Here is a 24,464-nt window from a genome sequence, read left to right on the forward strand (position 1 = left end):
ATGCGCAATGAGCAGACGCAAACGTAAACCAAGCGGAGGTCTCGACAGTCGCGCATACCGCAAAGCGCGGGACAGGCTCCGCAAGCAATCACAAATCTGTCATCTCTGCGGCAACCCAATCGACTTGACGTTGCCGCACACCGACGCTCAGTCATGGACAGCAGACCACATCAACCCCCGATCACTCGGCGGTCACATCCTCGGAGAGATGCGGGCAGCTCATCGCAGCTGTAACAGCTCCAGAGGCAACGGAACTCGGCAAGTGCACGACGCACTACCGACAACGCGAGATTGGTTCGGCACGGGGCAGCTAGAGGGCAAGGCGTAGCTACTACGTCGGGGGAAGTGCACGGGATTGGGTGATGGGTGGGGGTACCTCCCTCCCCATGCTCGGCAGGCCCACCCCTCAGTCATACGGGCCGAAAAGCAAGCAGACAGGGGGAGGGGGGTCTATGGAAGATGACGACACTGCAATTCAGCGCTCAGCGGAGCAACTAGCGGCCATTGCGGCTACAGGTGACCGACTGGCGACGCTGAAACTGCTGCGGGATCACATAGCCCTCTCTTTCAAAGTCACATCGGCGGGAGTCCTGCCCCAACTTACAAAGCAATTCACTGACCTTCTGGCGCAGATAGCAGAGCTTGAGCCACCTGTCCGGGAGGAGTCTGCAATTGACGAATTCCAATCAGGAATCCAAGCGGCCATCGGACGCGGTAGCAGCGATTCTGTCGAGGCTGAAGACTGACGGGATCAAAGGTGCTCAACTCCCGTACATTCGGGTTGAACAGCTGGGCAATCTTCACCCCGCTGAAATGGGTATTGCGTTCGTCGCCAAGTACGGCTTAGAACTCGACCCGTGGCAGAAACTCGTACTTCGTTCGTGGCTGTCGTTCGACCAGCGAGGGAAGTACTCCCATAGCCGTTGCGGTTTATCTGTGCCGCGCCAAAACGGAAAATCGGCTTTGCTCGAGGCGCGTGCCCTGATTGGCATGGTGTTGCTGGGTGAGCGCATACTGTTTACCGCACAGAACACGCGGACGGCAGAGGCGTTCTTTCGTCGGCTGAGTGGTTTCTTTGAAGATCGGGAACGTTACCCCGACCTAGCTGAACGCGTCGCGAAGATCGGGCGTGTGACCGGCCGGAACTACATTTTCCTGCGGCGCCGAAACGCTGACGGAGAATGGGAACCGGGCGGAAGCCTGCAAGTCATCGCACGGTCGAAGTCCTCGGGCCGTGGCCTGACAGTCGACGTTATTTTGATGGATGAAGCGCAAGAACTCAGCGCCGAATCCATGGAAGCGTTGGGGCCGACCACTGCGGCGGCGCCGTTGGGCAACCGACAACACATCTACTGCGGCACACCTCCGAACGAGGTAGCGAACAGCGAGGTGTTTACCCGCGTCCGTGCCGAAATACTCGCCGGGAACGCGCTGCGTGCGTCATGGCTCGAATGGTCCATGTCTGAGGGGGCCGGGCTCGATGATCCGCAACAGTGGGCGCAAGCCAACCCCGCGTTGGGCTATCGGCTCGATTGGGAAGAACTGGCGGAGTCCCGCGCGGATTACAGCGATGAGGGCTTTGCCCGCGAGCGTGGCGGGATGTGGTCGGCGGCTGTATCGGCTGCGGTCATTGATGCCGCTAGCTGGTCGCTGATCAAAGATTCTGGGTCGCTGGTGACCGACCCGGTTGCTTTCGCGGTGGATGTCGCACCCGATCGCAACATGGCGTCGATCGCGATTGCCGGGGCACGCGCTGACGGCACGTACCACGTGGAGATCATCGCGTCACGGCGCGGAACCGACTGGGTAGTGCCCGCGCTGGCAATGCTGGTCGCGCAGTGGTCGGCCGTCGCGGTGGTGGTGGATGGTCCAGCGGCGTCGATGGTTCCGGAGCTGTCCGGGCTGCGGGTACCGGTACACAAGCTCGGTCTAGCTGAGTTCGCGGCGGCGTGTGGGTTGTTCTTCGACTCGGTGATGGGGCGGAGCGTGCGTCACCCCGATCAACCGGCGTTCACGACTGCTGTAGAGGCCGCGCGTAAGCGCCTGGTCGGTGATCTGTGGGTGTGGGGGCGCCGGAGCGCGACAAGCGATATCACGCCCGTCGTAGCGGCCACCTTGGCGCTGTACGGGTTCGTCCAAGGCAGGCCGGTTGTGGTGCGCAAGACGAAACGTAAAGCGGTCACATTGTGAATCCGCGTGGGGGGTGGGGTAATTGGCTGTAGCGCTCTCGCTACCGAAATTGGGATTGAACGATGATGAGCAACGCCTAGTTGGTCAAATGCGTTCCCGTATAGGTCGATACGCGAAGAAGAACCAACGCAAGCAAGACTTCTACGAAGCAAAACAGAAGATCACGCACCTTGATATCGCTGTGCCTCCGCAACTGCGGGACTTGGCTGTTGCGTGTGGTTGGCCGGGCACGGTGGTTGATGTTCTGGAAGAACGGCTTGATTGGTTGGGGTGGGCAACCAACAACGACGATGCGTTGGGGTTGGACGATATCTATCGGGACAACTATCTACAACTCGAATCGTCACGGGCGCATACGGATACGCTCATTGTAGGTACCGATTTTGTAGCGGTGGGTAAGGGTGACGAATCGGCGGGGGAACCGGAAGTGCTGGTTACTGTCGAGTCTCCATCGTCGTGTACGGCGATATGGAATTACCGGACACGGCGCAACGACGCTGCTCTGTCCCAAACGCGGGATGAGCACGGGCATGTTGTTCTCGAATCGCTGTATGTGCCGAACGCAACGGTTCGGTTCGAGCGTGGTCCGGGGAAGAAACTCGTTGTGGTTGATCGCGACGATCATGGATTGGGGCGGGTTCCGGTGGCGCGCATGCGGAACCGTGACCGCGCCTCCGATCTAGAGGGCCGCTCGGAGATCACGCGCGCAGTGCAGTACTACACCGACGCGGCGTGCCGGACGTTGCTCGGAATGGAAATCAACAGGGAGTTCTATACGGCTCCACAGAGATACGCGCTCGGCGCCGACCCGGAACAGTTCGGTGTGGACGCTGACGCGAGTCCGTACGAAAAGATCATGGCTGGCTGGCATGCCGCTATGGGTCGGCTCAACATCGTTCCGCGCGATGATGACGGCGAGCTTCCCGAAATGGGCCAATTCCCAAGCAATCCGCCAACGCCATACATTGAGCAACTGCGCGTCTATTCCCAGTTCGTTTCGAGCGAAAGCGGTATCCCGTCCCCATACCTCGGGTTTGTCACGGACAATCCCCCGTCTGCGGATGCGATCAGGCAAGCCGAATTCCGATTGGTGAAGCGCGCGGAGCGCAGGCAAGCAGCATTCGGCGTGGCGTGGCGCGAGGTTGGGTACCTGGCGCTGTTGGTGCGAGACAAGAAGGTGGACCCGGAGGCGTTCCGGCGCATCTATGTGAACTGGCGTGATGCGAGTACGCCAACGCGTAGCGCGACGGCCGATGAGGCGCTGAAATTGGTGACTTCCGGTGTGCTGCTGCCGGATTCGCGGGTCACCTATGACCGCATCGGGTTGGCTCCGCAAGACCAAGAGCGGTTGGAGGAGGAGAAGCGCCGGGCTCGCGTCGACGCGGTCATCCGCAATCTGCCCGCTGCGGGAGCTGCGGCTCGGCGAGATCCTGACGTTGCTTCGGCGGTGTCGGCACAGGGGACGGCGGACGCTGAATGAGCGTGGCGCTTCTCGATGAGGCCGACACCTTCCGGGGTCTCATGCTCGATCTGACATCGGTGATGATGCGCGATGTCAACGCGGAGTTCCGCCGCGTCGGTCATCTCGACCAGGACCAGCAACAGCGGTGGATGACATCGGCGTATCCGGAGGTATGGACACCTCACGCGGCCGTGGCGTCTGATCTTGCGGTGGACTGGTATCAGTCAGCGGCGCCGGAAATCGCCTACAGCGCAGTACGTTTGCTGCTGCCGACACCACAAACGCTTGCGGGACAGGTGGTTTGGGCGTTCGGACAGCATGCGATCAGGCATGCGCTGTTGGCGGCGGCGCAGCGCGACATGTGGGCTGAGTTCCGGCGCACCGTGGCGTCCAACGCTGAACGTGAAGTCGGGGCACGGTGGGCGCGGCATGCGTCCGCGTCGGCGTGCCGGTGGTGTCAGATGCTGTCGACGCGCGGGCCGGTTTACGGGTCGAAAAAGACTGCGTCGAAAGATGGTGACAGCGCGGGATTGCTTGGGTTGAAACAGGATTACCACAAGCATTGCAAATGCATGGCCGTACCGGTTCGTCCCGGTCGCACCTATGAGCCACCGCCGCACGTCGAGGAATGGACGGCGGATTACGAACGGGCTGCGCAACTGGCCGGTGGCGCGCGTGACGTGAAGTCGATCATGGCCGCGTATCGGCAAATGGACAAAGAGAGTTCCTGATTCAGATTCGGAGTGATTCACACATGACTATTTCTCTGCCAGTGCATCCGGTGTCGGGTGTGCGCGCGCTGGGTGTTGGTAAACGCGGTCCAATCTGGCCCGTGATGGGCGGAAGCGGTGAAGGTGACCCTTCGGGTACCGGCGACGCCTCAGACGCGGCTGAGGGCAACGCAGGCGGCAAGGTGGCGGGCGCTGAGGGTGACTCGTTCGCGCCGATCACCTCGAAAGCTGACCTTGACGCCGCGATTCAGGCGGCTGTAGATGCTGCTGTCGCGCCGTTCGCCGACTATGCCGAGGTGAAGACCCGTGCAGCCGCGTTCGACCAGGCGGAAGCCGAGAAGCTGCCGGAGTTGGAGCGTGAGCGGCAAAGGGCTGACCAGGCCGAGCGGGCTGCGGCCGAGTTGCGCAGTCAGAACGCACGTCACGCGGTCGCGGAGGCTACGAGCGTTCCCGCTGACATTCTCGCCGGTCCGGCCGGTGCCGATGACGCGGCATTGCAGGCGTACGCGGCGCGAGTCATCGCCTGGCGCGACACGAAACCCGGTATGCGACCCAACCCGCAACAGGGCCAACCGTCCGAAACCACGAAAGCGCAGACGCTGTCGAGTGGACGCGAGCGTTTCGAGTCTCGGCGCAAGAAATAAAGCAACACAACAACTTTGGGGGGTAGACCATGCAGCTTTCGCCACGTAGGGAGAGTTTCACAAGTGGTGACCAAGCTTGGCTTGGCAGTTCGCACGGAACCGGAAACGCACGCACCTTCACGATCGACGTGACCGCGTCGGCGGCGAAGATTTCGCAGGGGCGCATCAAATCCGGTGAACCGTTCGCGATCGTTAACGGGCTCGGTGTGCCGTACAACGCAAGCGGGTCCGCTGGCACAAACATTCTGGCCGTCTTCTTGCTGACCGATATTCCGGTCACGGCGGGCGCTGGGAACGTCGTTGCCGCTGGGCTCGACCACGGTCGTATCCGGTTGTCGCGCTTGCCGTCGACTGTCGCTGCTGACGCGACTACTAGCGGTCAATTCGTTTTCGTCTAAGGGGGCTTTAATGCTGTGGACTGACATTGTTACTCCGGCTGAGCTGACGGGCTACGCTCGCGCTGCGGTCGAGGACTACGAGGCTAAAAAGGGCTCGCTTGCACGTTGGCTCCCGAATCGGTTTGTTGCCGATATCGTGGCGCGGTTCATCATCGGCCAGTCGGGTTTGCTGCCTGCGGCCGAGTACCGAGGTTATGACGCGGAAACCCCGACCGGTGGCCTGCCGGGTGGCGAGCGCGTCACTGTCGAGCTGCCTCCGCTGGGTCAAAAGATCCGGGTTTCGGAGTATGACCAGCTGCGGCGCCGGGGCAAGGATGCACCCGAAGCGGTCAAGAACATCATCGAGCGTGCTGCGGCGGTGAATGCGCGTGCTATCTCCGACCGTTTGGAGGTTGCGCGCGGACAAGCTCTCGAGACCGGCGCACTGTCGATTGACGAGAACGGTTTCCGGCAGACCGGGTCGTGGTCGCGGAACCCGAGCCACACCGTGACAGTGGGAACGCTGTGGTCCGACGCGGCCAACGCTAAGCCGTTGGATGACATGTTGGCGTGGAAAGAGCTCGCGATTGCCGACACCGGCGAAGCGCCGGGCGCTTTCCTGATGTCGACCAAGGCGTCCATCGCGCTGACTCGCACCGCTGAAATGCGTTCTCTGTCTGCCACTCTCGCCGGTACCCCGTCGCGGGTGACTCTCGATAGTGTGCAAGCGGTTCTCGCGGCTCATTCGCTGCCCCCGATTCACCTGTACGACCGACAGATCAAGGTCGGTGCGGTACAGAAAAAGGTGCTGACCGATTCCAAGGTGTTCGCGCTGCCTGCGCCGGTCGACCCGGACGATTGGGAGGGCACCGACCTTGGGGCGACGTTCCTTGGTCTGACGCTGGAATCCGAGGAAGCCGACTACGGGCTGAGCGCGGAGGAACAGCCGGGCATTGTCGTGGGTGCGTGGAAGACGCGTGACCCGATCGCGGTGTGGACCCACAGTGCGGCGATTGGCCTTCCGGTGCTGGCGAATTCGGATCTGTCGATCGTGGCAAGCGTTCTCGCCTAAGAGCGGTCGGAGGGGACAACACGTGAAGATTCGAGGGGACCTGATCGGGGTTGTCTTGGTGCAGACGGACGCGGGTTTGCTGACGTTGGCGGCGGGTGACGTTGTGCCGGACGGTGTGAGCGTGGGCAACCACGTTCTTGCCGACCAGGTGACCGAACCCGCACCCGTCGACGCGGAGCCGATTGCAGACGACCTGGTTCCGGCCAGTGAGCTAGACCCACGACCGATATCGGAAAGCGTTGCGCCGCAACCGCGTAGGCGGGGAAGGCCACCGAAGAACCGGGGGCCGAATGCTCCTCTGTGATGAAAGCGACGTTGAGCAACGACTACGCAGGGCCGTCACAACCGTTGAGGGCGAATATCTTTCAGGGTTGATCGAGGAAGCGTCTGAATTGGTGGTGGCTCACTGCGGGCGCAACCGGTCATACACTCCGGTGCCTGACGCGGTGCGGTTGGTTACCTCACGCATGGTTGCTCGGGTGCTCGACGCACCGCGCGAGGGTACGAACGTCGAGTCAGCGCAGGCTACGGCCGGGCCGTTCCAATGGTCGCAGCGGTACACGGCGGAGTCGCGAACAGGCGGGCCATGGCTGACGAGCGCGGACCGGAAAACGTTGCGGGGCATGCGCCCTTGGGCGTTTTCGGTCCGCACGTGGTGAGCGGAGGATCCAGTGATTTTCCCGACACCGTACGTCGTGCAGTCGCGTCGTTTCAGTGAGGGGCCGGAGAAGGACGCACGCGGAAATCTGATCAAGAAATGGGCTGCGCCGTTCGCTCAACCGGCCATTGCTTTCGGGCCACCGCAGTCAGCGGAGCCGAAACTTGCGGGACACGACCGCACTGTGGTCGAACTCGAATTGTTCGTACCATCCGGATTCGTTGCGGGGCACCAGGACAAACAGACCCTGCCGGACGGTTCTGTGTGGTCGGTGATCGGTCCGATCGAGGACTACACAAAAGGTCCGTGGGGATTCGCGCCCGGTGGCGTGGTGAACCTGAAAAGAGTTGAGGGGTAGGGGATATGAGCGTCCGTGTATTCACCGAAGAGGCAGGCAATTTCGACTTCCCGACCGGTGAGAGCGTCAGGACCGAACCGGAGTTCAACAACCTAGAAGTTGTCGACAGTGACGGGCGGATCGTGGGGGTGTACGCACGTTGGGTTGGCGCGTGGATCGAGCACGACAGTGGCGGGTAAGCCGCGTATCCAGTGGCGCCCGAACGGACTGCACGAGCTGCGTGAAGCACCAGGACCGGTCAAGGATCTCGAAGCGCGCGGACGGCGGGTCCTGCGGGCCGCTGAGCGTTCCGGAGGCAAGTACGTGTTCCGGTCTGCGAAGGGTGAAAAGGCTCCCTCTGGACGACACCGTGTGTCCATCACGACGGCGGATTGGAAAGCGCGCCGGACCAACGCACGTAACCACACGCTGATACGGGCGGTGGACAGTGGCCGGTAACGCGCGCAAACCAGCCGTGAGCGTTGTAATCGCCTACCTGTCAGCGCATTTGGCGGTGCCGGTATTCGATCGTGTGCCGATGGACCGGCCGGAATCGTATGTGCTGGTCCGCCGCGTCGGTGGCGTGCGTATCAACGCCGTGACTGACGGTCCGTGGGTGTTGTGTGAGTGCGTGGCACCGGTCAGCGCGGAAACACTCGCGATGCGGGTAGCTGACCTGCTGGAGGCGGCGCCCGGTGAGTACGTGGCGTATCTGAATGACGACATGACCACGGCACAGGCATGGATTGCCAGTTACGCGGAGGTGGGCGCGCCAGCGCAGAACCCGGATGAGGATTTGCAGCCGGAATACGACCGGTGGACGCTGACAGCACAACTCGGCATTTCAAGCCATATTTAACCAGTAATTGTTTTCGAGGCTCCACCTGGGGAGGTACGGGGCCTCGGCTATTTCGAGGGGGGCTCAATGCCAACTGATACCAGCAAGGTCTATACACCACAGCCGCCGAAGGTTCGCGGCGTTATCTATCGTGCGCCGCTCGGTACCACGGTGCCCACGGACGCGACTACGCCACTGCCCGCCGCGTACCTTGATCAGGGCGGCATTTCCGACGCGGGCATCGTGAATTCGCAGGCACGCGAAGTCACAAAGATCAAGGATTTCGGCGGTAAAACGATCGCGACTCCGCAGAACGACTACACGGAGACGCTGAAAATCGTGTTTGTCGAGTCGACCAATCTGAATACGCTCAAGTCCGTGTATGGCGACGACAACGTGGTTTTCACACCTGCTACCGCGACCAAGGGTGCAGTGATTCGCGTCGATCATAGTGCGGCTGCGCTGCCGGAAAGCGTGTGGATTACTGAGACCGTTCAGGGTAAGTCGATCAAGCGTCAGATTGTGCCGATCGGCAAGCCAATCACGGTCGGTGATGTCGTGCAGATCAACAACGACGTGGTCAAGTACGAAGTGACCATCGAGGCATACGAATTCTCGAACGGTACCGATTCGTTCTTTATTCGTGAGTACCACGATGACGGCACGCCGAGCGGCGGCGGCGCGTAACTGATGCTCGCCCGGTAGTGATTTTCTCTGACCGGACCTCAATCCCTGCCGGGCGGGCATCTGAGGTCCATTCACACACCTACACACATTTCTTGGAGGTTCGGTCAATGTCTGACGTTTACACGGTCCCGAAGTCGCAGGGCGCGAAGCGCGAGAACCGTTTCTATTTCCGCGCGAAGGACGGCGGCAAGGTCTACAGCGTCCCGAAATTGCAATACCTGTCCGGCGACGGCAGCGACTACATCGAGCAGGCTATTGCTGACGAGGTGGATGAAATCCGCATGACCCGGCGCCTTCTGATCGTGGAGTGCCCCGCCGCTGAACAAGATATTCGCCGCATGGCTGGCGATCAGATTGCGGACCTGTCGGTTGCGTGGGCTGAAAAGAGCACGGTCGACATGGGGGAATCGGACGGCTCCGACGACTCTTAAGAGAGTATTCGGGGCCGATTGAGGCCGAGTTGCTGTATCGGGGATACCACGTGTCCGATATCGGCACAGATCGCTTGGATTGGCACGAATTCGGGGTGTTCGTCGCACAACTCCCACCGGTCAAGGAATCGCCCCTATACCGAGCGCGGTACCCCCGATCGTGGCATTGGACCTCTGACATGGAACTGCTCGCGCTCATCCTGTACGCCGTGCAGGGCGCGAACTGGCAGCGGTCCGGGGGTAAGGGCGAACAACCGGAATTGATCACACGCCCGGCAGAAGACGCAGAGTCGCCGGTCGAACCAGTGGACGAAGAAGCCGGGTACGAGCTGCACGAAATTCGAGAAGTGATCGCGCGTCGACAGGCGGAAATCAACGCGCTCAGGGGGTGATCGGGCATGGCTGTTGGGACGGGGCGCGGCGTCGAGCTGGCGACTGCGTATGTGTCGCTTGTGTTGGCGACGGACAAGATTCCGGGGCAACTGGACAAGTCGCTGGCGTACGCGCCGATCGCTGCTGAACGCGCGGGCCGGACCGCTGGCTCACGGCTCGCTGCCGGTATCGGTGCGACGCTGCGGGTTGGTGCGCGAACTGCCGGGCTCGCAGCTGGGTTGGTGATCGGTTCGGCGCTCAGTCAGGGCATGCGCCGGTTGACTGCGATCGATGACGCTAAGGGCAAGCTGGCTGGACTCGGCCACGACGCGGCCGGTGTCGCGACGATCATGGAGTCTGCGCTTGCGTCGGTGCGCGGCACCGCTTTTGGGCTCGGTGATGCCGCGACGATCGCGGCTAGCGCTGTGGCAGCCGGGGTGAAACCTGGTGAGGCACTGACGAAGTACCTCCGATTGACTGCCGACGCGGCAACGATCGCTGGTACGTCGTTGGGTGACATGGGCAGCATCCTGAACAAGGTCACGACATCGGGACGGGCGTACACCGATGATCTGAACCAGCTGAGTGACCGTGGTCTCCCGATCTTTCAGTGGCTCCAAAAGGAATACGGCAAATCTGCTGACGGACTGGCGAAAATGGTCCAGACCGGCAAGGTTGATGCCGCGACCTTCCGCAAGGTCATTGAAGAGAACATCGGCGGTGCGGCGCTGCAATCGGGTAAGACCCTGCGCGGTGCTTGGGCGAATACCCAAGCGGCACTTGGCCGAGTCGGCGAAGGGGCGCTAACACCGTTCCTGCCGATGATGAAAGACGGGCTCAAGAAGGCAACCGAATGGGCCGACGCTATCGCACCGAAAGTCAAAGCTGGTGCAACCGCAATCGCCAGCGGGCTTACCGAAATGGGGCGCGCGTTCCAATCCTCGGGTGCCTCTGTCGAGGGACCGATCAGCAATTGGGAACGCGCTGGCGTTCGTGCTCGCAAGGTCGCTGACGGCATCTCCGGAATCTGGTCTATCCTGCGTGGCGGACAGTACCGGGGCGCGGATAGCACCTTTGGGTTGCAAGAGGATTCGGGCGTGGTCCGGTTCCTGTTCCGTGTCCGAGAGTCTGCTATTGCGCTGTGGGCCGCGTTGAAAAATCCAGCGGCGGACAAGTTCCGTGAGTTCTGGCATACGTTGAGCGGTTCGGGCAGCAAGGCAGCAGACGGAATGCGCAGCGCTCAGAGCGCGGGTGAAGGTCTGCAATCGGCTCTGGGGAAGTTGGCGAGCGCGGGCCGTGACATCGGTACATCGCTGCTGGGTTTGACCGGCGACACGGGCACGGTGGTAGCTACTGGAATTCGGCTCGTTGGCTCGGCTATGGGGTATCTCGCTGAGCACACCACGTTGGCAGCCGGTGCAATGGTGGCCTACGGGGCAGCGATAGTCGCACAGAAAGTCGTGCACACGGCATTCGAGGCGTCGCGCATTGTGCAGACCGCGTTGACTCCGGCTGACATCGCGTCGCGGTGGGCTCTGACGCGGGCAATCATCACTCAAACGGCGGTGATGCGCGCTCATATTGTGGCGCTCGGCGGTGAGATTCCGGTCCAGCAAGCCAGCATCCGGCAACGGTTCGCGGCGGCCGTGGCGTCGGCTCGGGTTGCGGTGTCGGTGCGTGCGGCCACCAGTGCGCTCGCACACTTCGCGATGGCGCAACGCGCTGCTGCGGCATCCTCGGGCCTGCTGGTCGGCGGACTGCAACGGACTGCGGCGGGCGCGGCAATGCTGGGTGCGCGCGTGCAAGCCACGGGCGCAGTTGCTCTGGCGCGGTTGAGGGCTGCGGGCAGCTCGGCAATGTCGCTGTTCGGCGGCCCGTGGGGGTTGGCGCTGGCTGCGGGTGCGGCTGCGGTCATCAAGTTCAGTGGCGATATCCGTGACCATGAGAACCGCGTCCGCGCCATGAACGAGGCATGGAAATCGGTTGCGGCGTCGCGCAATGAGATGGGCGATATTCTCGGTCTCTCGCAAGGCGAAATCAACGATGACGCGTTGGGCAATATCACCCAGCAAGTCAGGGATTTGAACTCTGCGATCGAGTCGAGCGCGGGCAACAAGACTGCGTGGCATGAGTGGCGCGCTCTGACGCAAGCACCGTGGAACGACAACATCAGCAAAGAGAACAACATTGCTGACCAGTACGCAGAGGCTAAGAAGGCGCTCGAAGAACTGGGAATGTCGGATCGTAAAGTGGCAGAAGCACTGTCGAACGATGGTGCATGGGCTGACCTTGACGCGAAACTGCGCGGAATGGGCGACGGTGGCGCGTTCGCCGCCAAGAATCTTGCGTGGTTGCGAGACAACGTCCAGAAGGCACAGCAGGTTGCCGCCAATACGACGCGTGGATTCGTGCCGCTGTCGCAGGCGGTAAAGACCCTGTCGGACGAATCCGCGTCCGCATCTGACCGGTTGTCGGCCATGAAAACGGCGCTAGATGTGCTGACCGGCAAGCCGATTGCGTTGGCAGATGCCACACAACGGTTGAACGAAAAGCTTCGCGAGTTCAAGTCTGCGGCATCGGAAACGTGGGACTCGAAAGATGGTTTCGGTGAGTCGCTGATCAACCGGGACGGCTCGGTCAATACCGAGCTGGAGAACGGCGCACGCCTGCGCACGATGCTGCTCGATTTGAAGGCTGCGGCCCTCGATGTGGGCACCGCTGGCGGCGATTTGGCGCCGGTATTCGCGCGTAACGATCAAGCGCTGACCGAGCTGGCGCCGAAACTGGGCCTGACGGTTGAGCAATTGCGTGCCATGGCTGCGGAAGCCGGGTACATCCCGGACAAGATCGAGATTCTTGCGTCGTTGCCGGGCGCGCGGGACACCACGCAACAGCTGACGACAATCGCTGCGCTGCTGGACAAGAACCGTGCCGGTGTCGAGGTACCGGTTAGCGCGTACACACAGGACGCGATCACGGCTCTAGAGGCAGCCGGGGCGACGGTCAACAAGCTGACCGACAAGCCAGGCATCATGCGTATCGAGGCCCCGACAGATGAAGTGCTGCGCAAGCTCAATGAACTTGTGCGGCTGCGGATTCCGGATAAGAAGTTTCTTGTCACTGCGGCGTTCGAGGACGCCAAGGCGCGTGAAGCGTACTTCGGGAACACGAATGTGCAAGGGCCGGTGCCTGTTCCGCGCCGGGCTATGGGTGGTGGCATCTTCGGTGCTGGCGGCCCTACGTCGGATTCGATTCCGGCGCTGCTGTCCAACAACGAACACGTGTGGACCTCCAACGAGGTGGACGCGGTCGGCGGACACGGTGCGATGTACCGGATTCGGCAGATGGCGCGATCGGGCATGCTGCGCTTCGCTGAGGGTGGCGCTGTCCTGCCACGGGGCATCAAGGACGCGTTGAAGTCGGCGCGTGGGGTGAACGGCAACGAATATGTCTGGGGCGGTACAGGTCCCACCGGATTCGATTGCAGCGGGTTCATCGGCTGGCTTCAACAAATCGCTATGGGCATCGTCGGTTCAACCAAACGTCTCTATGACACGCTGGCGGTGCTTGCTGGCAACGGTGCGGGCCTAGAGCCTGGTGCGGGTCCTGCGGGCACCCTGTTCCGGGTTGGCGTCAACACGGACCATATGGCGGGCACTATCGACGGTCACAAGGTCGAGGCGGGCGGTAACCGGGGCACGGTCGGAATCGACGGCGACAAGGCCGGGTACAACGATCCTCAGTTCACCAACGTATTTCATCTTCCGAACAAGCTGATTGCCGGATACAAGGCAGGCAAGCGCAAGGGGGATGAGAAGGAGTGGACCGAAAAAGATGAACTCGACCTCGAGCAACAGCGGCTCGACCTACAGGACGCGATAGAGGACCGAGACAAGGTCTATGCCGACGAGGAGAAGACTCCGAACGAGCGCAAACGCGCTGAAAACAGAGTGCGCCGGGCCGAACTCGATTTGAAAGACAAGGAAAAAGAGAAGGCGGATGCGACCGGGGAAAAGGTTGGTGATCTGCCGTCCGAAGCGCCTCCGTTGGCGAAAGCGTACAGCGAACGTGAACTCAACCTCATCGATAAGGATGCTGCGGTCGAGGACGCGAAAGAACGTCGCGACGAGGTGTACGCGGATGAGGACGCGACCGAGCTAGACCGGTTGAAGGCGGACGCGGAATATCAGCGGGCGTTGATGGAGCGGCAGAAAGCGACCACCGGCAAGGATGAGACCGCAAAGGGCTTGAAGGGTACCTTGCGGGACGCGGTCACCAATTTCGCGGGCATCGCGTTCGACGCGGTCACGGAGCAACTTCCGGAACCGATCAGTCAATCGCGTTGGCTGACAACCGATTGGGGCTCGCTGGTACCGGACAAGGAATCCGGCGCCAGCGATGACGCGCAAGCCGCGCTGGCGGGTGCCGGGTCGTTCACCGATGACGACTTGTCGGGGCAACTCGGCTACACGCCGAAACCCGGTGGTGTGATCCCTGATTGGGTCGCGCAAATGTGGAAGATGTTCCCGAAGGTGGGTATTCACGATTCGGGCGGTTGGTTGAAGCCGGGCGAAATGGCGTTGAACCTGTCGAACAAGCCGGAGCCGATTTTCAACTCTCCGGCGCAGTTGCAGCAGTTCGCGGGCGGATTGCAACCCATGCAGCAATCGGGCATCTCGCTCGATGACTTGGCGCGTGTGCTCGGAGACCGGCCGAACATCACGTTCAACGGCTACGACATGCAACGCGCTATGCGGGAGATGCGAGCCGAACAGCAACGCTCGACGGCCGGATACCGGCGATAAACCAACCGGGGGGTTGATGTGGGTTTGACGGTGGAGTTGGAGACGTGGCGGGGTGACTGGTTCACCCTCTACGGGCCGGGCCAGGGCGATCGGGGGGTAACCCTTGGGATTGGCCCGGAAGGTCTCTTGAATGATGAGACATGGGAATCGCGGTGGAACAAGTACGCGAACCAGATCGGTGCGACGTTCGGCGGAATCGTCATTGATGAGAAAGACGTCAAGCTCGGCGTTGAAGTTTTGGCGACGCCGGATGCGACCCTTGGGGAGAACTTCAAGGGCTGGAAACGCGCGTGGTCGCGGACTGCTGACTCTCGGTTGTGGCTCGAAACTCCGGACGGGGCGCGCGGATATCTGCCGTTGCGCCCCCGAAGGACGGCCGGATTCAACCCGGAGACAGACCCGTTCGTTCGTCAACACGGGCACGTCGACACGTTCTTGGTGGCGGGTGACCCCCGGTGGCGGCAACCGGACACCACACAGAAATGGGTGTCGACAGTCGATACCACCGATGGGTCTTGGACCTTCCATGAGTTCACCGTGGACAACCCCTGTGACTATGACCTGTGGCCGCAATACACGCTGCAAGCCTATCCGGGGGTCAAGTACCGGATCGCGGACTATTCGCGCGGGAACAACAAAGAACGGCGCGCGGTCGAGGATGCGACGCGGGTGATTCAGATGCCCGCGCTGATCGCGGGCGAACATGTGCGCGTCGACACCGACCAGGAAGCCGAGCAGGTTGTTTCCTCGCTCGACACGCAAATCTATCAGCGGATGAAGGGTGTTCGTTTCCTGTATCCGATCCAAGCGGACACCTATAAGCAAAAGATCGTTGTCGGTGTTTCCGGCGCGCCTGCGGGAGTCGGTGTTCAGCTGCGCTGTAGGCGCTATTGGTCGAGTCCGCTAGCCATGGTGTAGGCGGATGTGCGGGGGGTGAACGACTATGGCCGCATCTGCGGTTGAGACTATCGATTTCGACGCTGTTTTCGCGGACATCGCGGGACGGTTGGAAGAGGAAAAGACGCACCGTCTTGTCCCGCCACTTATCAGGGTGTGGGATGGCGATTGGAACTTGCGCGCGGTCGTGAAGAACGAGCGCGTAGGCAAGTTTCCGTTTCTCTTGAACGATGCGGGTATCGGGCAGCTCGATCTACCGGCCGACTATTTCGTATCCGAATGGCTTATCGATATCGACTCGCGACCGACGACGTCCGTTTTCGTGACAGTCGATAAGGACGGGGCTAGGTGGGCAGGGCGGCTTACCAAGCTGCAATTGATCGAGGAGGAAGACGACAACTACATCGTACGTTGTACCTTTACTCACGATTTTGACGAGTTGCGCCATATTTTGTGTTACGCAAACCCGTGGCTGATGCCGGAACTGCAATTTCCGAAGCTCTGGTTGCTGTGGGGGAAAAGTCGTTGGTGCGTTAAGACGACCGCGTGGGCGAATATATTCCGCCTGAAGTCTAATATCTGGACGATCCCGCCGAATCCTATGGACCCCGCGTCCTATCTGGATTTGGACATGCGGAATTGGTCTATCGTCGTCAAGCCTGATCTGACTCCCGACACGTCCGTAAGTGGACTTGTGTACTCGCGGTTCAAAACGCTCGATGACGCGACGCAAAAGGTCATGGCAGATGCCCAGCTCGCATGGGATCTGCGCCGGTATCTGGAGGGGGACGAACCTCCCTGGCCCGGCGCAGTACTCAGGTCCGGGACGCTCGTTGTGGACGTAATAGAGAATTCTGCGTGGAACACTGGAACGAGTTTCGGCGGTGACGTTTACGCGGGTCTCAAGTACGAAACAACCAATATCGGTTCGGACGGCTGGACGCAGACCGTAGACGAAATTCCCGACCCGAACATGCCGTCCGAGTACTATCAGCCGGGATTTCGTGGAACCGTACCCATAGTGCCCGGAGTCATATTCTATGACTCGGAACACGGCGGCATCAAAACCGCTGAATGGTCCTGGGAACCTGCCGGTCCAGTGGGAATTGTTGCCGGTGGTTCCAGCATGCCCGGCGTGAATGAGGGCCTGTCGGCATCCATAAGATTGGCGGGGAGCCTCGCGAGCCTTATTCCGGGAGTCCCGGACCTTGGCTCAGTGGCGGACGCGCTATTGGCGCCGATATACAGTAATGTTTTTCTGGCATTCGGTAAGTGGATAGATCAGCAACGCCGTGCACGGCTCGGATGGAGCCATCTGCACGAGCGATTCCAGCAGGGCAGCGATAAGGCGTACACGATTGCGTGGCTACTCGCTATGCGCACGGGCCAGTGGGAAACTCGGGAAAAAACGAGCCACCTGATAACCGTGGAGGACGGTGCGTCCGGGTGGCGTGTCGGACAGCGCGGATTCGGGCATTTCTTTATCGGTGATCGAGTGGGCTCGAATATCCGCAAGGGTAGACGCGGGCGCATCTTTGTCGACCGAGTCACGGAATTGACTTTGTCGTGGTCGCGGGACCGGTCGCCAGTGTGGGAAATCGTTGTCGGTGAGCGGGAACCGGAAGACCCGCTAGTGAAAGCGTTTCAAGAGATGATGGAAATTCTAGGATTGTTGCGTGATCTGGGGGTGTTGTAGTGCATAGATTTCCGACCCTGTCCAACTGCGATCAGGGGAAGCCGGAGGACGCGTTTCAGTGGGCTTTTGTCGCGTTGCCGTTCGAGGGTTCCACTCCGTTCATGATCCAACCGGAGGCGCGGAAAGAGTGGTCGCAGCTGTTCTGGGACTTGGGTTTTCGGCACTTTCCAGAGCTGCAAACCCGGAAGGTCCGGCCACCGATTCGCGGGGGTACGCATACGTTGAATCCGTCCGTGACGGTTGTCGACGTGAATGACCCCGACCCCGAAGAATTCAAGGGTCCGGACATGTCGGCGTACACCGTGCATGAGCAAGCGATTGTGGCCGAACAGCTGCGGCACTTGCAGAACCAGGGCGACCGGCCGGACGTGGACGAGACAGCATCGGTGGTGGCCGACCAGTTCAATCCCGCCGACCACAGCGTTTCCTACGTCCTGGGCTACCTCCATCACGCCACCGACTTCGAGCGTCGACGCGTGATCGCGGCGGAGATGACCGGGAAGCGCCGCGACGGGATCATGCGCCGGTACAAGGGCATCTAGGGGGCAGCAATGACTATGCCGGGGCAGTCGCCCCCGTCCGGTGCCCTAGTGCAGGGCACCCAACTCGGACGCGACATCAACGAGGCATATATCAGGGCACAACTGCGCGGCACCGTGCTACCAGGCTGGAAGGACGCGCAAACCGGCATCCGCACCGTGCACGACGAGTTCGGCAATCGACTCGATCGGTTCCGGGACTCGCAGCTGGACATGATCGACCGGCTAGACCTGCTCGAGGGTGTAGTGGGGTACTGCTCGCTGTGGATGTCGAAGAACTGGGAACTAACCGGGGGAGCGTTCCGGCGGTTGCCGTTTGATTCGCAGCTGGGACCGCGCAAAGGCACTGAACTTGCCCATGACGGAATCAAATTGCTGGACAAGGGACTGTGGCGAATCGATGCGCACTTGACCTGGTATCCGGCGCCGTCCGGGTGGGGACAGAGCAATACGCCCGGCGCGACGAAAATTGTTGTTGCCTACGCCGATACCGGTTCTGTGTACAGCGAGAAGGAACACGATGGAGTGATCACCCCGTACGGCGCGGAAACATCGGCGTTCTCACACACGCTGGTAATTCCGGAAGATGGGCGGTTCGTCGTTCAGCTGCACGCCGGGCACCCGAAGGACGTTCACCGCGTCTACGGCGGAACGGTGAAATCTGCTCTGAGCGTGAACAAGTGGGACTCGGGCACCAACAACAACGTGCTCGCGCCGACTGTGCCGGACGGAGGTACTTTGTCGTGACTATGCCGGGGCAGACACGGCCGGATGGCACCATCGTTGAGGGTGGGAACTGGCGCGAGAACGAAAACCAAGCCTCCGTGGTTGCTGCGGTCGGCGGGCCGGTTAAAGATGCGTGGCAGGGTGCGCAGGACGCGTGGCGGGCGCAATGGGCCAGCAATGAGGGTGCTTTCGCTTCGGTGCTGGACGGGCAAGACGGAATTTCGAACCGACTTGAACTGCTGCGTGATGTGTCGGGGTATTGCTCGTCGTTCATGGGCCACAACTGGAGCGTGGCGACGAGCACGAAAGTTGTTGTTCCCTTTGACCGTACGGTCGGCCCGACCAAACGCGCGTCGGTCATAGCACCATCGGGGGACAAGTCGGGCTGGTTGGTGCTCAAAGCTGGCGGGCTGTGGCGGGTAGACGCTCACATCACAACGTCGGGGTACACGCAGAACGTTACGATCATCCCGGTTTCGTACCCGCCATACGTGATCTACGTCTACACCTATGACCCGATCGCACCGCGCTTTTGGATCGAAGCATTCAATGCCGCAGGTGACTTGCTTACCGTGCGCCAATTCGACGCGCTAGGAAACTATGCGGTGTATTCGGCCGACGTGTTCGGGCAAGTCGCATCCCCGATTTCCACCCACTTTCAACACACGTTCGTAGTGGAAAACATGCCACCCGAAAACGATCCGACTGCGCCGGACCGCTGGGTGTATGTGCGTCTCTCGATGCAATACGAACCGATCAACACGTCGGGCCAATTCTCGACAGTCGCGCAATGCAAACTGTCCGGGGGAACAAAGTTTTCGTCTCTGACAGCAACACGCTGGTCCAGAGATGTTCAGAACAACGTCTACGCACCAACTGTGCCGGACGGGGGGAGGTTGGAATAGATGACGCGCGTAATGCCGATGAAAGACGGCACATACACAATCAGCAGCGGATTCGGAATGCGTTGGGGGGCAATGCATCGCGGGCTGGACTTCGCCGCGCAGGACGGCACGCCGTTCTATGCCGCCCAAGCCGGTCGAGTCCAATACATCGGTGCCGCAGAGGGTTTCGGGCAATGGATCGTGATCGACCATCCGACCGAAGCGGGTGCCGGAACCACGGTGTACGGCCACATGTGGTTTGCGTTCGCGACCGGTTTGCAGGTCGGTTCATGGGTGGAGGCAGGGCAGCTGATCGGCTATGTCGGCAGCAACGGCGGCTCCACCGGGCCACACCTGCACTTCGAGGTCCATCCGACCGTATGGCGACAAGGCAGCCAGATCGACCCGGCTGTATGGCTTGAGGGTGCCGCGCAGCCGGACGCGCCGACGCGGGGGCCGGAACCGGCGCACCCCGGCATCCGGACCCACTTCGGAATCGACATCGCGAGCTGGCAAGCGGGGCTCGATATGGGCTGCGTGAAATCCGAGGGTTTCGCCTACGTGATTGCCAAGGCGACGGAGGGTTCTTGGTACACGAATCCGCACTACTGGGCGCAGCGCGACGGCGCACGCGCCCACGGGTTGCACTTCGCGGCGTACCACTACGTGACGACCGACCCTGCGGACGCGCAGGCAGACCGGTACGAAAGCGTCGAGCCCGATCGGAAGACGCCGGTCATGCTCGACGTTGAGAACGGTTCCGGCGATATCGGCAACGTGTGGGCTGTGCACGACGCGTTCACCTCACGCGACTACCGGGTGGCGCTGGTGTATCTGCCCGCCTGGTACTGGTCCAAGATCGGGCGCCCCGACCTTGGCGGGTTGCCGCCGCTCATGTCGAGTAGTTACGGGCCGGGCAACGGCCGCGCCGGTATCGCATCGGTCATCTATCCGGGTGATTCCGATGTCGGCTGGAACAGTTACGGAGGCAACACGGTTCGCGTGTTCCAGTTCGCGGAGAAGGGCGCTGTAGCGGGAATGTCGTTGGACGTGAACGCATTCCGGGGGACAGATGACGAGTTGGCCGAGTTCTTCGGCGGGGAGGGAATAGACATGACTGCTGTTGAGGACATCAAAGCTTTCGTGGCCGCGTTCTGCGGGCCGATCGGAAGCGATGTGAAGGACATCCGGCAACAACTGACCGGCGGTCGCGACGCAGGCGACTACAGCGGATGGAAACAACTCGGTGTCAACGCGGACGGCTCCGCAATGACCGTTGTTGATTCTCTGGCGGATTCGCGTGCGCGCGCCGCGACGGTTGAACAAGACGTTGCAGCTCTGCGGGCGGAAGTCGCTGCGCTGGCTGCACTGGTGAAGGGGGAAAAGGAATGACACCTACTCAGGTAAACCATGGTTGGCGTGCCACCGCACGAACGGCGTTCGCGGTGCTCATCGGCTTGCTGTCGGTACTTCCGGTCGTGCTTGCCACTACCGGACTGGATACCACCGTGTACGGCGCTCAGGTGCTCGCGGTAGCGGCTGCGGTAACCCGCGTGCTGGCTATGCCAGTGGTGAACCAGTTCATTCAGGTGTGGCTGCCGTGGCTTGCTGCGGCGCCGGGTGCACCGACCGGCCGACACGCAGAGTAACCCGTGGAACAGCACCCCTGGGTGTTGTGGGCGGGTGTGGTGGCCGCTGTCATTGCGATAGCGGCCACCGCTTTGCCCAAGGTGCGCGAAATGTTCCGCCCGATCTACACATTTTGGGTTGAGCGGGATATCAGGCGCATCGAGAGGCAACTACGACTGGACACGGCACGGGATCTTTTGAGCGACTATCGGGCAGGGGCGTTGTCGGCGCAACTGACGGCCGTTTCGGCGCAGGTGGAAAACCTCGCGCGTGCGCGTTCTGAGGACGCTGAACGGCATGAACGGCAACGGCGAGAAGATCGCACCAGGCATGAATTGGAAATGGCGGAGTTGACGCGCCAGCTTGCAGAAGCGCGGGCGGAAATCGCAGCCCTGCGTACCGAGCTTGCGCAGTATAGGGGCGTAGGACATGGGGAACAGCGATATCGGGCGTACGGCGCCACGCCGCAAATTGATACTTAACACAGGCGAAGATTTCGAGTGGACTTTAGTACTGACCAACGGCACGTTTCCGCCCGGTATGGAGATGTTCATTCATCTACGAAACGGTGCAGACGGTGCATGGGCTGATAAGTGGCCGTACGCCTTGGCGGGGAACACGGCAACCATTGTCGTTCAATCCGAGATAGCCGACCTGATACCAGACGGGATGGACTTTCGGCTCACCGCAAAAGAAACCAACGTCAGTCCGACGCGGGAGAAGCACATTTGCATTGGGGTTGTGAGGAGGGTGGGTAAATGAGTTTGGAGGCTATCGAGCCTGACGTTTTGGAGCTCGGCGACGTGCAGCAACGCGAGGGTGATTTGCTGCTTCCGGTTATCGGCCCGGCTGGTCCGCAAGGCGCGAAAGGCGACAAGGGTGACAAGGGCGACGCCGGAAACGTCGGTGCACCAGGTGCCCAGGGACCGAAGGGCGATAAGGGTGACAAGGGCGATACCGGGGATGTCGGCCCGAAGGGGGATGGCCTCCGGATAGATGGGCAAGTCACCACCTACGCCGAGTTGCCGACCTCCGGACTCGCGACGGGCGATGTGTGGCTTGCTGGCGGCAAGCTGTACCGCTGGGCTGGTGCGTGGCCTGCGGAGGCTGCCGGAACCCCCGTGCAGGGCGCGAAGGGCGACAAGGGCGATGAAGGCGATAAGGGTGACACGGGTAGCGCGGGTGCACCCGGCGCGGCGGGCGCTGACGGTGCACCCGGTGCGACCGGCCCGAAAGGCGACAAGGGCGACAAGGGCGATACCGGTAGTCAAGGCGCGCAGGGTATTCCGGGTACGCCGGGAGCTGCTGGGGCAGATGGTGCAACCGGCGCGACGGGACCGAAGGGCGACAAGGGTGACAAGGGTGACCCTGGCGGGCCGACCCGACCGACTACGCGGCTGATGACCTTCGGCAACGGCGGGATGGATCAAACCGTGGCCGGGAACCTTTCCGCCGCAACGCAATGGGGTATCCGTATCCCTGTTCGTCTTCCTGTCACACCGACCCGTGCGCGGCTGCGGCTGCGCAACTACGGCATGACCAACGTCGCGAGCGTGAATCTGACCGGTAAAGGCATCATCATGGGGACTCACACCCTTGACGGTTCCGGAAACGGTACGGGCAACTTCGCGGGTGCAACTGCGACAACGATCGTTGCCGGTGATTTCACGATTCCGGGTGACGGCAGCTACTACACGTCTCCCTGGTTCAACATGGCGGGCAATACTGATCTGTTGTTCGCGATCGGCTACATGATGGCGTCGACTGCGATGAAAACCACGATCGGGCAATGCTTTATCTGGAACACGTCGGCGGCAGCGTTGAACCCCGCAACGACGGGTGGGACTGTGCCCGCTGGCATCCCGTTGGATTTCCTCATCGAGTACGAGGTACCGGTAGCGTCCAATGCGTCAGCGTGGTTGTTCATCGGTGACAGCATCGAGGAGGTTGTTACCGGTCCGCAGGGAACGTCGGCGAGTTCGATCGTGCCGATTCCGATCCATCAGTGCCAGCCGCAACGGTGGGCTGCCGCGAACAACACTCTTGTCCAGAATCTTTCGATGGCTGGCGTTACTGCGGCGGTGTTCGCAGACCCCGCGAGCTTTCCGGAGTTCTGGTCTCGACAGAATATTGTTGCCGCGAACCTTGACGGGGCGATCATCTCGGTAGGCTCCAACGATGTCTTTCCGGGTGGTCGCACGCTGGCGCAGTATCAGGCTGACATTCAGAAAATCGTCACCAAGGTCAAACAGCTGATTGGTTACGATAAGCCGATCTACTTCGGCAACATCATTCCTCGTAACGACAGTTCTGCGAAAAACACTGTCCGGCTGCAAGCTAACGCGTGGCTCGCGACGCTGCCGTTTGGTGCGAAGGGGTGCATTGATTTCGATGTTGTGATGCGTCAGGGCAGTTCGACAACCACACTCGATCCGGTCAAGACTGTCGACAACATCCATCCGAGCTATGCCGGTGTCGACGCGATGGTGTCCAAGCTAGCCATGTCGATTGCGACCGCTGTTGCCGCACCACCGGCTAGCCCGTGGGTGGTGATGACGCAGGCCCAATACGACGCGCTGAACGGTGCCCGCGATCCGAACCAGCTGTATGTGATTGTGGGGTGAGCGATGCCGGTACGCGCAGGTGATACCAACCCCGCGAAATACTATGTGGGAGACGCGATTCCGTCCGCTGTGTATTGCGGTGACCTATTGGTGTGGCCGATCTACCCAGCGGTGGGCATGAACAAGTCCGGGACACATACGGTCACAACCTCGTTCGCCGATGTGGCCGGATGGGTAGTCGACCCTGAGCGCCCCGGTTCTGCTCTGTCCGGAACCACGGGACTTGTTGTGCAGCAGGGGAAATCGGGCGCGAAGATCACTGCCAGCCTGTTCGGCACGAATCCCGGTTTCAATGCGGCCACGTTGCAGCTGCGCGCGACTGTCAACAATGCCGTGGTCGGCGCCGCTGGTACGGCTGTGTCACTGCCGGGGTTCAACGGCACGGGCACGGCGGAGCTGACCGTTACGGGGGTGAACGTCGCGGTTGGTGATGTGGTGCGCCTGCAAGCGGTCGCGTCGGCCGGTTTGGACGCCACGGCTCCCGGTTGGGTGCGTGTGTCCTAGACGAGTGCAAAATGCCCTCCAGATTCGTTCTGGGGGGCATTTTTGGCGTCTCTAGGGCGTCGGGTTGCCTCGCTGGCATGACGGGGTGTGGCGGGGCGCTCCGCTGGCACTCGGCGTCGCTGGTTGTTCCGGGGTGAGCATCCGGAAGACTCGAAGCGCCTCAGCGATCTTCCCGGCTGCGTGCTCGAGCTGTTCCGGGGGCAGGTACTTCCCGAACGCAGCGGCGTCGAGTAGCTGATCACGGACGTTTTCGAGGTTCATGGTTGCCCATTGGCGAGGGGAGAGAGGAGACATGTACCGACGATACCGCGCGTCGAACGGATGTTCGAGTGCGCCGTCCGGCGCTGTGATTGTCGGTGCG

26 protein-coding genes are annotated in these 24,464 nt (G+C 61.3%); 25 read left to right on the plus strand and 1 reads right to left on the minus strand.

All coding sequences use genetic code 11. The features are described from left to right. Positions 1 to 7: 7 nt before the first annotated feature. The 25 genes from NN4_RS47010 (at position 8) to NN4_RS32135 (ending at position 24,103) form a co-directional block, all read left to right on the plus strand. Positions 8 to 328 (plus strand): HNH endonuclease signature motif containing protein, encoded by a 321-nt coding sequence (locus tag NN4_RS47010; RefSeq protein ID WP_147139242.1) that lies wholly within the window; start codon positions 8 to 10, stop codon positions 326 to 328. Between the two features lie 124 nt (positions 329 to 452). Further along, positions 453 to 746 (plus strand): hypothetical protein, encoded by a 294-nt coding sequence (locus NN4_RS32025; protein WP_147139244.1) that lies wholly within the window; start codon positions 453 to 455, stop codon positions 744 to 746. Then, a complete protein-coding gene (locus NN4_RS32030; RefSeq protein ID WP_147139246.1) occupies positions 673 to 2,190 on the plus strand; it encodes a terminase large subunit domain-containing protein in 1,518 nt (505 codons plus the stop codon). The genes NN4_RS32025 and NN4_RS32030 overlap by 74 nt, the downstream gene beginning before the upstream one ends. 55 nt (positions 2,191 to 2,245) lie before the next feature. Further along, complete coding sequence (locus NN4_RS32035; RefSeq protein WP_147139248.1) at positions 2,246 to 3,670, plus strand: phage portal protein; 1,425 nt, start codon at positions 2,246 to 2,248, stop codon at positions 3,668 to 3,670. Continuing rightward, on the plus strand, positions 3,667 to 4,383 hold the full coding sequence (locus NN4_RS32040) for a VG15 protein (protein WP_147139250.1): 717 nt from the start codon (positions 3,667 to 3,669) through the stop codon (positions 4,381 to 4,383). The genes NN4_RS32035 and NN4_RS32040 overlap by 4 nt, the downstream gene beginning before the upstream one ends. A gap of 59 nt (positions 4,384 to 4,442) precedes the next feature. Further along, a complete protein-coding gene (locus NN4_RS32045) occupies positions 4,443 to 5,027 on the plus strand; it encodes a hypothetical protein (protein ID WP_186818734.1) in 585 nt (194 codons plus the stop codon). Positions 5,028 to 5,155: 128 nt separating this feature from the next. After that, positions 5,156 to 5,425: a hypothetical protein gene (locus tag NN4_RS32050; protein ID WP_246181191.1), complete on the plus strand. Its 270-nt coding sequence runs from the start codon at positions 5,156 to 5,158 to the stop codon at positions 5,423 to 5,425. A 10-nt stretch (positions 5,426 to 5,435) separates the two neighbouring features. After that, the gene (locus tag NN4_RS32055) at positions 5,436 to 6,476 is read left to right on the plus strand and encodes a major capsid protein (protein WP_147139255.1); all 1,041 of its coding nucleotides are present in this window, start codon (positions 5,436 to 5,438) and stop codon (positions 6,474 to 6,476) included. A gap of 1,021 nt (positions 6,477 to 7,497) precedes the next feature. After that, positions 7,498 to 7,671 (plus strand): hypothetical protein, encoded by a 174-nt coding sequence (locus NN4_RS45290; RefSeq protein WP_186818735.1) that lies wholly within the window; start codon positions 7,498 to 7,500, stop codon positions 7,669 to 7,671. Between the two features lie 248 nt (positions 7,672 to 7,919). Beyond that, positions 7,920 to 8,330 carry a hypothetical protein gene (locus NN4_RS32060; protein ID WP_147139257.1) on the plus strand — a complete coding sequence of 137 codons (411 nt, stop codon included), beginning with the start codon at positions 7,920 to 7,922 and terminating at the stop codon, positions 8,328 to 8,330. A 66-nt stretch (positions 8,331 to 8,396) separates the two neighbouring features. Continuing rightward, the gene (locus tag NN4_RS32065; protein ID WP_147139259.1) at positions 8,397 to 8,996 is read left to right on the plus strand and encodes a phage tail tube protein; all 600 of its coding nucleotides are present in this window, start codon (positions 8,397 to 8,399) and stop codon (positions 8,994 to 8,996) included. Positions 8,997 to 9,103: 107 nt separating this feature from the next. Further along, positions 9,104 to 9,427 carry a hypothetical protein gene (locus tag NN4_RS32070; RefSeq protein WP_147139261.1) on the plus strand — a complete coding sequence of 108 codons (324 nt, stop codon included), beginning with the start codon at positions 9,104 to 9,106 and terminating at the stop codon, positions 9,425 to 9,427. A 179-nt stretch (positions 9,428 to 9,606) separates the two neighbouring features. Beyond that, on the plus strand, positions 9,607 to 9,819 hold the full coding sequence (locus NN4_RS32075; protein ID WP_147139263.1) for a hypothetical protein: 213 nt from the start codon (positions 9,607 to 9,609) through the stop codon (positions 9,817 to 9,819). A 6-nt stretch (positions 9,820 to 9,825) separates the two neighbouring features. Further along, complete coding sequence (locus NN4_RS32080) at positions 9,826 to 14,604, plus strand: tape measure protein (RefSeq protein WP_147139266.1); 4,779 nt, start codon at positions 9,826 to 9,828, stop codon at positions 14,602 to 14,604. Positions 14,605 to 14,634: 30 nt separating this feature from the next. Further along, positions 14,635 to 15,522, plus strand: a complete 888-nt coding sequence (locus NN4_RS32085) for a phage tail protein (protein WP_147139268.1) — start codon at positions 14,635 to 14,637, stop codon at positions 15,520 to 15,522. 25 nt (positions 15,523 to 15,547) lie between these two features. Beyond that, entirely contained in the window at positions 15,548 to 17,197 is a 1,650-nt protein-coding gene (locus NN4_RS32090; protein WP_147139270.1) for a Gp37-like protein, read from the plus strand. After that, positions 17,197 to 17,739 carry a phage gene 29 protein family protein gene (locus NN4_RS32095; RefSeq protein ID WP_147139272.1) on the plus strand — a complete coding sequence of 181 codons (543 nt, stop codon included), beginning with the start codon at positions 17,197 to 17,199 and terminating at the stop codon, positions 17,737 to 17,739. The genes NN4_RS32090 and NN4_RS32095 overlap by 1 nt, the downstream gene beginning before the upstream one ends. A gap of 9 nt (positions 17,740 to 17,748) precedes the next feature. Further along, positions 17,749 to 18,483: a hypothetical protein gene (locus NN4_RS32100; RefSeq protein ID WP_147139274.1), complete on the plus strand. Its 735-nt coding sequence runs from the start codon at positions 17,749 to 17,751 to the stop codon at positions 18,481 to 18,483. Continuing rightward, positions 18,480 to 19,367, plus strand: a complete 888-nt coding sequence (locus tag NN4_RS32105; protein ID WP_147139277.1) for a hypothetical protein — start codon at positions 18,480 to 18,482, stop codon at positions 19,365 to 19,367. Before NN4_RS32100 ends, NN4_RS32105 begins: the two co-directional genes overlap by 4 nt. A gap of 57 nt (positions 19,368 to 19,424) precedes the next feature. Then, entirely contained in the window at positions 19,425 to 20,738 is a 1,314-nt protein-coding gene (locus NN4_RS46360) for a peptidoglycan DD-metalloendopeptidase family protein (RefSeq protein WP_281289436.1), read from the plus strand. Beyond that, the gene (locus tag NN4_RS32120) at positions 20,735 to 20,995 is read left to right on the plus strand and encodes a hypothetical protein (RefSeq protein WP_147139281.1); all 261 of its coding nucleotides are present in this window, start codon (positions 20,735 to 20,737) and stop codon (positions 20,993 to 20,995) included. The genes NN4_RS46360 and NN4_RS32120 overlap by 4 nt, the downstream gene beginning before the upstream one ends. 3 nt (positions 20,996 to 20,998) lie before the next feature. Beyond that, on the plus strand, positions 20,999 to 21,457 hold the full coding sequence (locus NN4_RS32125; protein WP_147139282.1) for a hypothetical protein: 459 nt from the start codon (positions 20,999 to 21,001) through the stop codon (positions 21,455 to 21,457). Continuing rightward, positions 21,405 to 21,737 (plus strand): LtfC-like domain-containing protein, encoded by a 333-nt coding sequence (locus tag NN4_RS47150; protein ID WP_443093893.1) that lies wholly within the window; start codon positions 21,405 to 21,407, stop codon positions 21,735 to 21,737. Before NN4_RS32125 ends, NN4_RS47150 begins: the two co-directional genes overlap by 53 nt. After that, complete coding sequence (locus NN4_RS46680) at positions 21,734 to 23,599, plus strand: SGNH/GDSL hydrolase family protein (protein ID WP_147139285.1); 1,866 nt, start codon at positions 21,734 to 21,736, stop codon at positions 23,597 to 23,599. The genes NN4_RS47150 and NN4_RS46680 overlap by 4 nt, the downstream gene beginning before the upstream one ends. 3 nt (positions 23,600 to 23,602) lie before the next feature. Further along, a complete protein-coding gene (locus tag NN4_RS32135) occupies positions 23,603 to 24,103 on the plus strand; it encodes a hypothetical protein (protein WP_147139287.1) in 501 nt (166 codons plus the stop codon). Positions 24,104 to 24,154: 51 nt separating this feature from the next. On the opposite strand, the gene NN4_RS47015 is transcribed toward NN4_RS32135, so the two are convergent. After that, complete coding sequence (locus NN4_RS47015; RefSeq protein WP_222595207.1) at positions 24,155 to 24,397, minus strand: DUF6374 family protein; 243 nt, start codon at positions 24,395 to 24,397, stop codon at positions 24,155 to 24,157. Positions 24,398 to 24,464 lie beyond the last annotated feature (67 nt).

It is taken from the genome of Nocardia ninae NBRC 108245, from assembly GCF_007990755.1.
Taxonomy (GTDB): Bacteria; Actinomycetota; Actinomycetes; order Mycobacteriales; family Mycobacteriaceae; genus Nocardia; species Nocardia ninae.

Bases quoted from the DNA above. Each gene is read 5' to 3' on its own strand.
- NN4_RS46360 (WP_281289436.1), top strand. From the start codon at position 19,425: ATGCGTTGGGGGGCAATGCATCGCGGGCTGGACTTCGCCGCGCAGGAC.
- NN4_RS32120 (WP_147139281.1), top strand. From the start codon at position 20,735: ATGACACCTACTCAGGTAAACCATGGTTGGCGTGCCACCGCACGAACG.
- NN4_RS32075 (WP_147139263.1), top strand. From the start codon at position 9,607: ATGGAACTGCTCGCGCTCATCCTGTACGCCGTGCAGGGCGCGAACTGG.
- NN4_RS32025 (WP_147139244.1), top strand. From the start codon at position 453: ATGGAAGATGACGACACTGCAATTCAGCGCTCAGCGGAGCAACTAGCG.
- NN4_RS32040 (WP_147139250.1), top strand. From the start codon at position 3,667: ATGAGCGTGGCGCTTCTCGATGAGGCCGACACCTTCCGGGGTCTCATG.
- NN4_RS46680 (WP_147139285.1), top strand. From the start codon at position 21,734: ATGAGTTTGGAGGCTATCGAGCCTGACGTTTTGGAGCTCGGCGACGTG.
- NN4_RS47010 (WP_147139242.1), top strand. From the start codon at position 8: ATGAGCAGACGCAAACGTAAACCAAGCGGAGGTCTCGACAGTCGCGCA.
- NN4_RS32080 (WP_147139266.1), top strand. From the start codon at position 9,826: ATGGCTGTTGGGACGGGGCGCGGCGTCGAGCTGGCGACTGCGTATGTG.
- NN4_RS32090 (WP_147139270.1), top strand. From the start codon at position 15,548: ATGGCCGCATCTGCGGTTGAGACTATCGATTTCGACGCTGTTTTCGCG.
- NN4_RS32100 (WP_147139274.1), top strand. From the start codon at position 17,749: ATGACTATGCCGGGGCAGTCGCCCCCGTCCGGTGCCCTAGTGCAGGGC.
- NN4_RS45290 (WP_186818735.1), top strand. From the start codon at position 7,498: ATGAGCGTCCGTGTATTCACCGAAGAGGCAGGCAATTTCGACTTCCCG.
- NN4_RS47015 (WP_222595207.1), bottom strand. From the start codon at position 24,397: ATGTCTCCTCTCTCCCCTCGCCAATGGGCAACCATGAACCTCGAAAAC.
- NN4_RS32055 (WP_147139255.1), top strand. From the start codon at position 5,436: ATGCTGTGGACTGACATTGTTACTCCGGCTGAGCTGACGGGCTACGCT.
- NN4_RS32065 (WP_147139259.1), top strand. From the start codon at position 8,397: ATGCCAACTGATACCAGCAAGGTCTATACACCACAGCCGCCGAAGGTT.
- NN4_RS47150 (WP_443093893.1), top strand. From the start codon at position 21,405: ATGGGGAACAGCGATATCGGGCGTACGGCGCCACGCCGCAAATTGATA.
- NN4_RS32135 (WP_147139287.1), top strand. From the start codon at position 23,603: ATGCCGGTACGCGCAGGTGATACCAACCCCGCGAAATACTATGTGGGA.
- NN4_RS32070 (WP_147139261.1), top strand. From the start codon at position 9,104: ATGTCTGACGTTTACACGGTCCCGAAGTCGCAGGGCGCGAAGCGCGAG.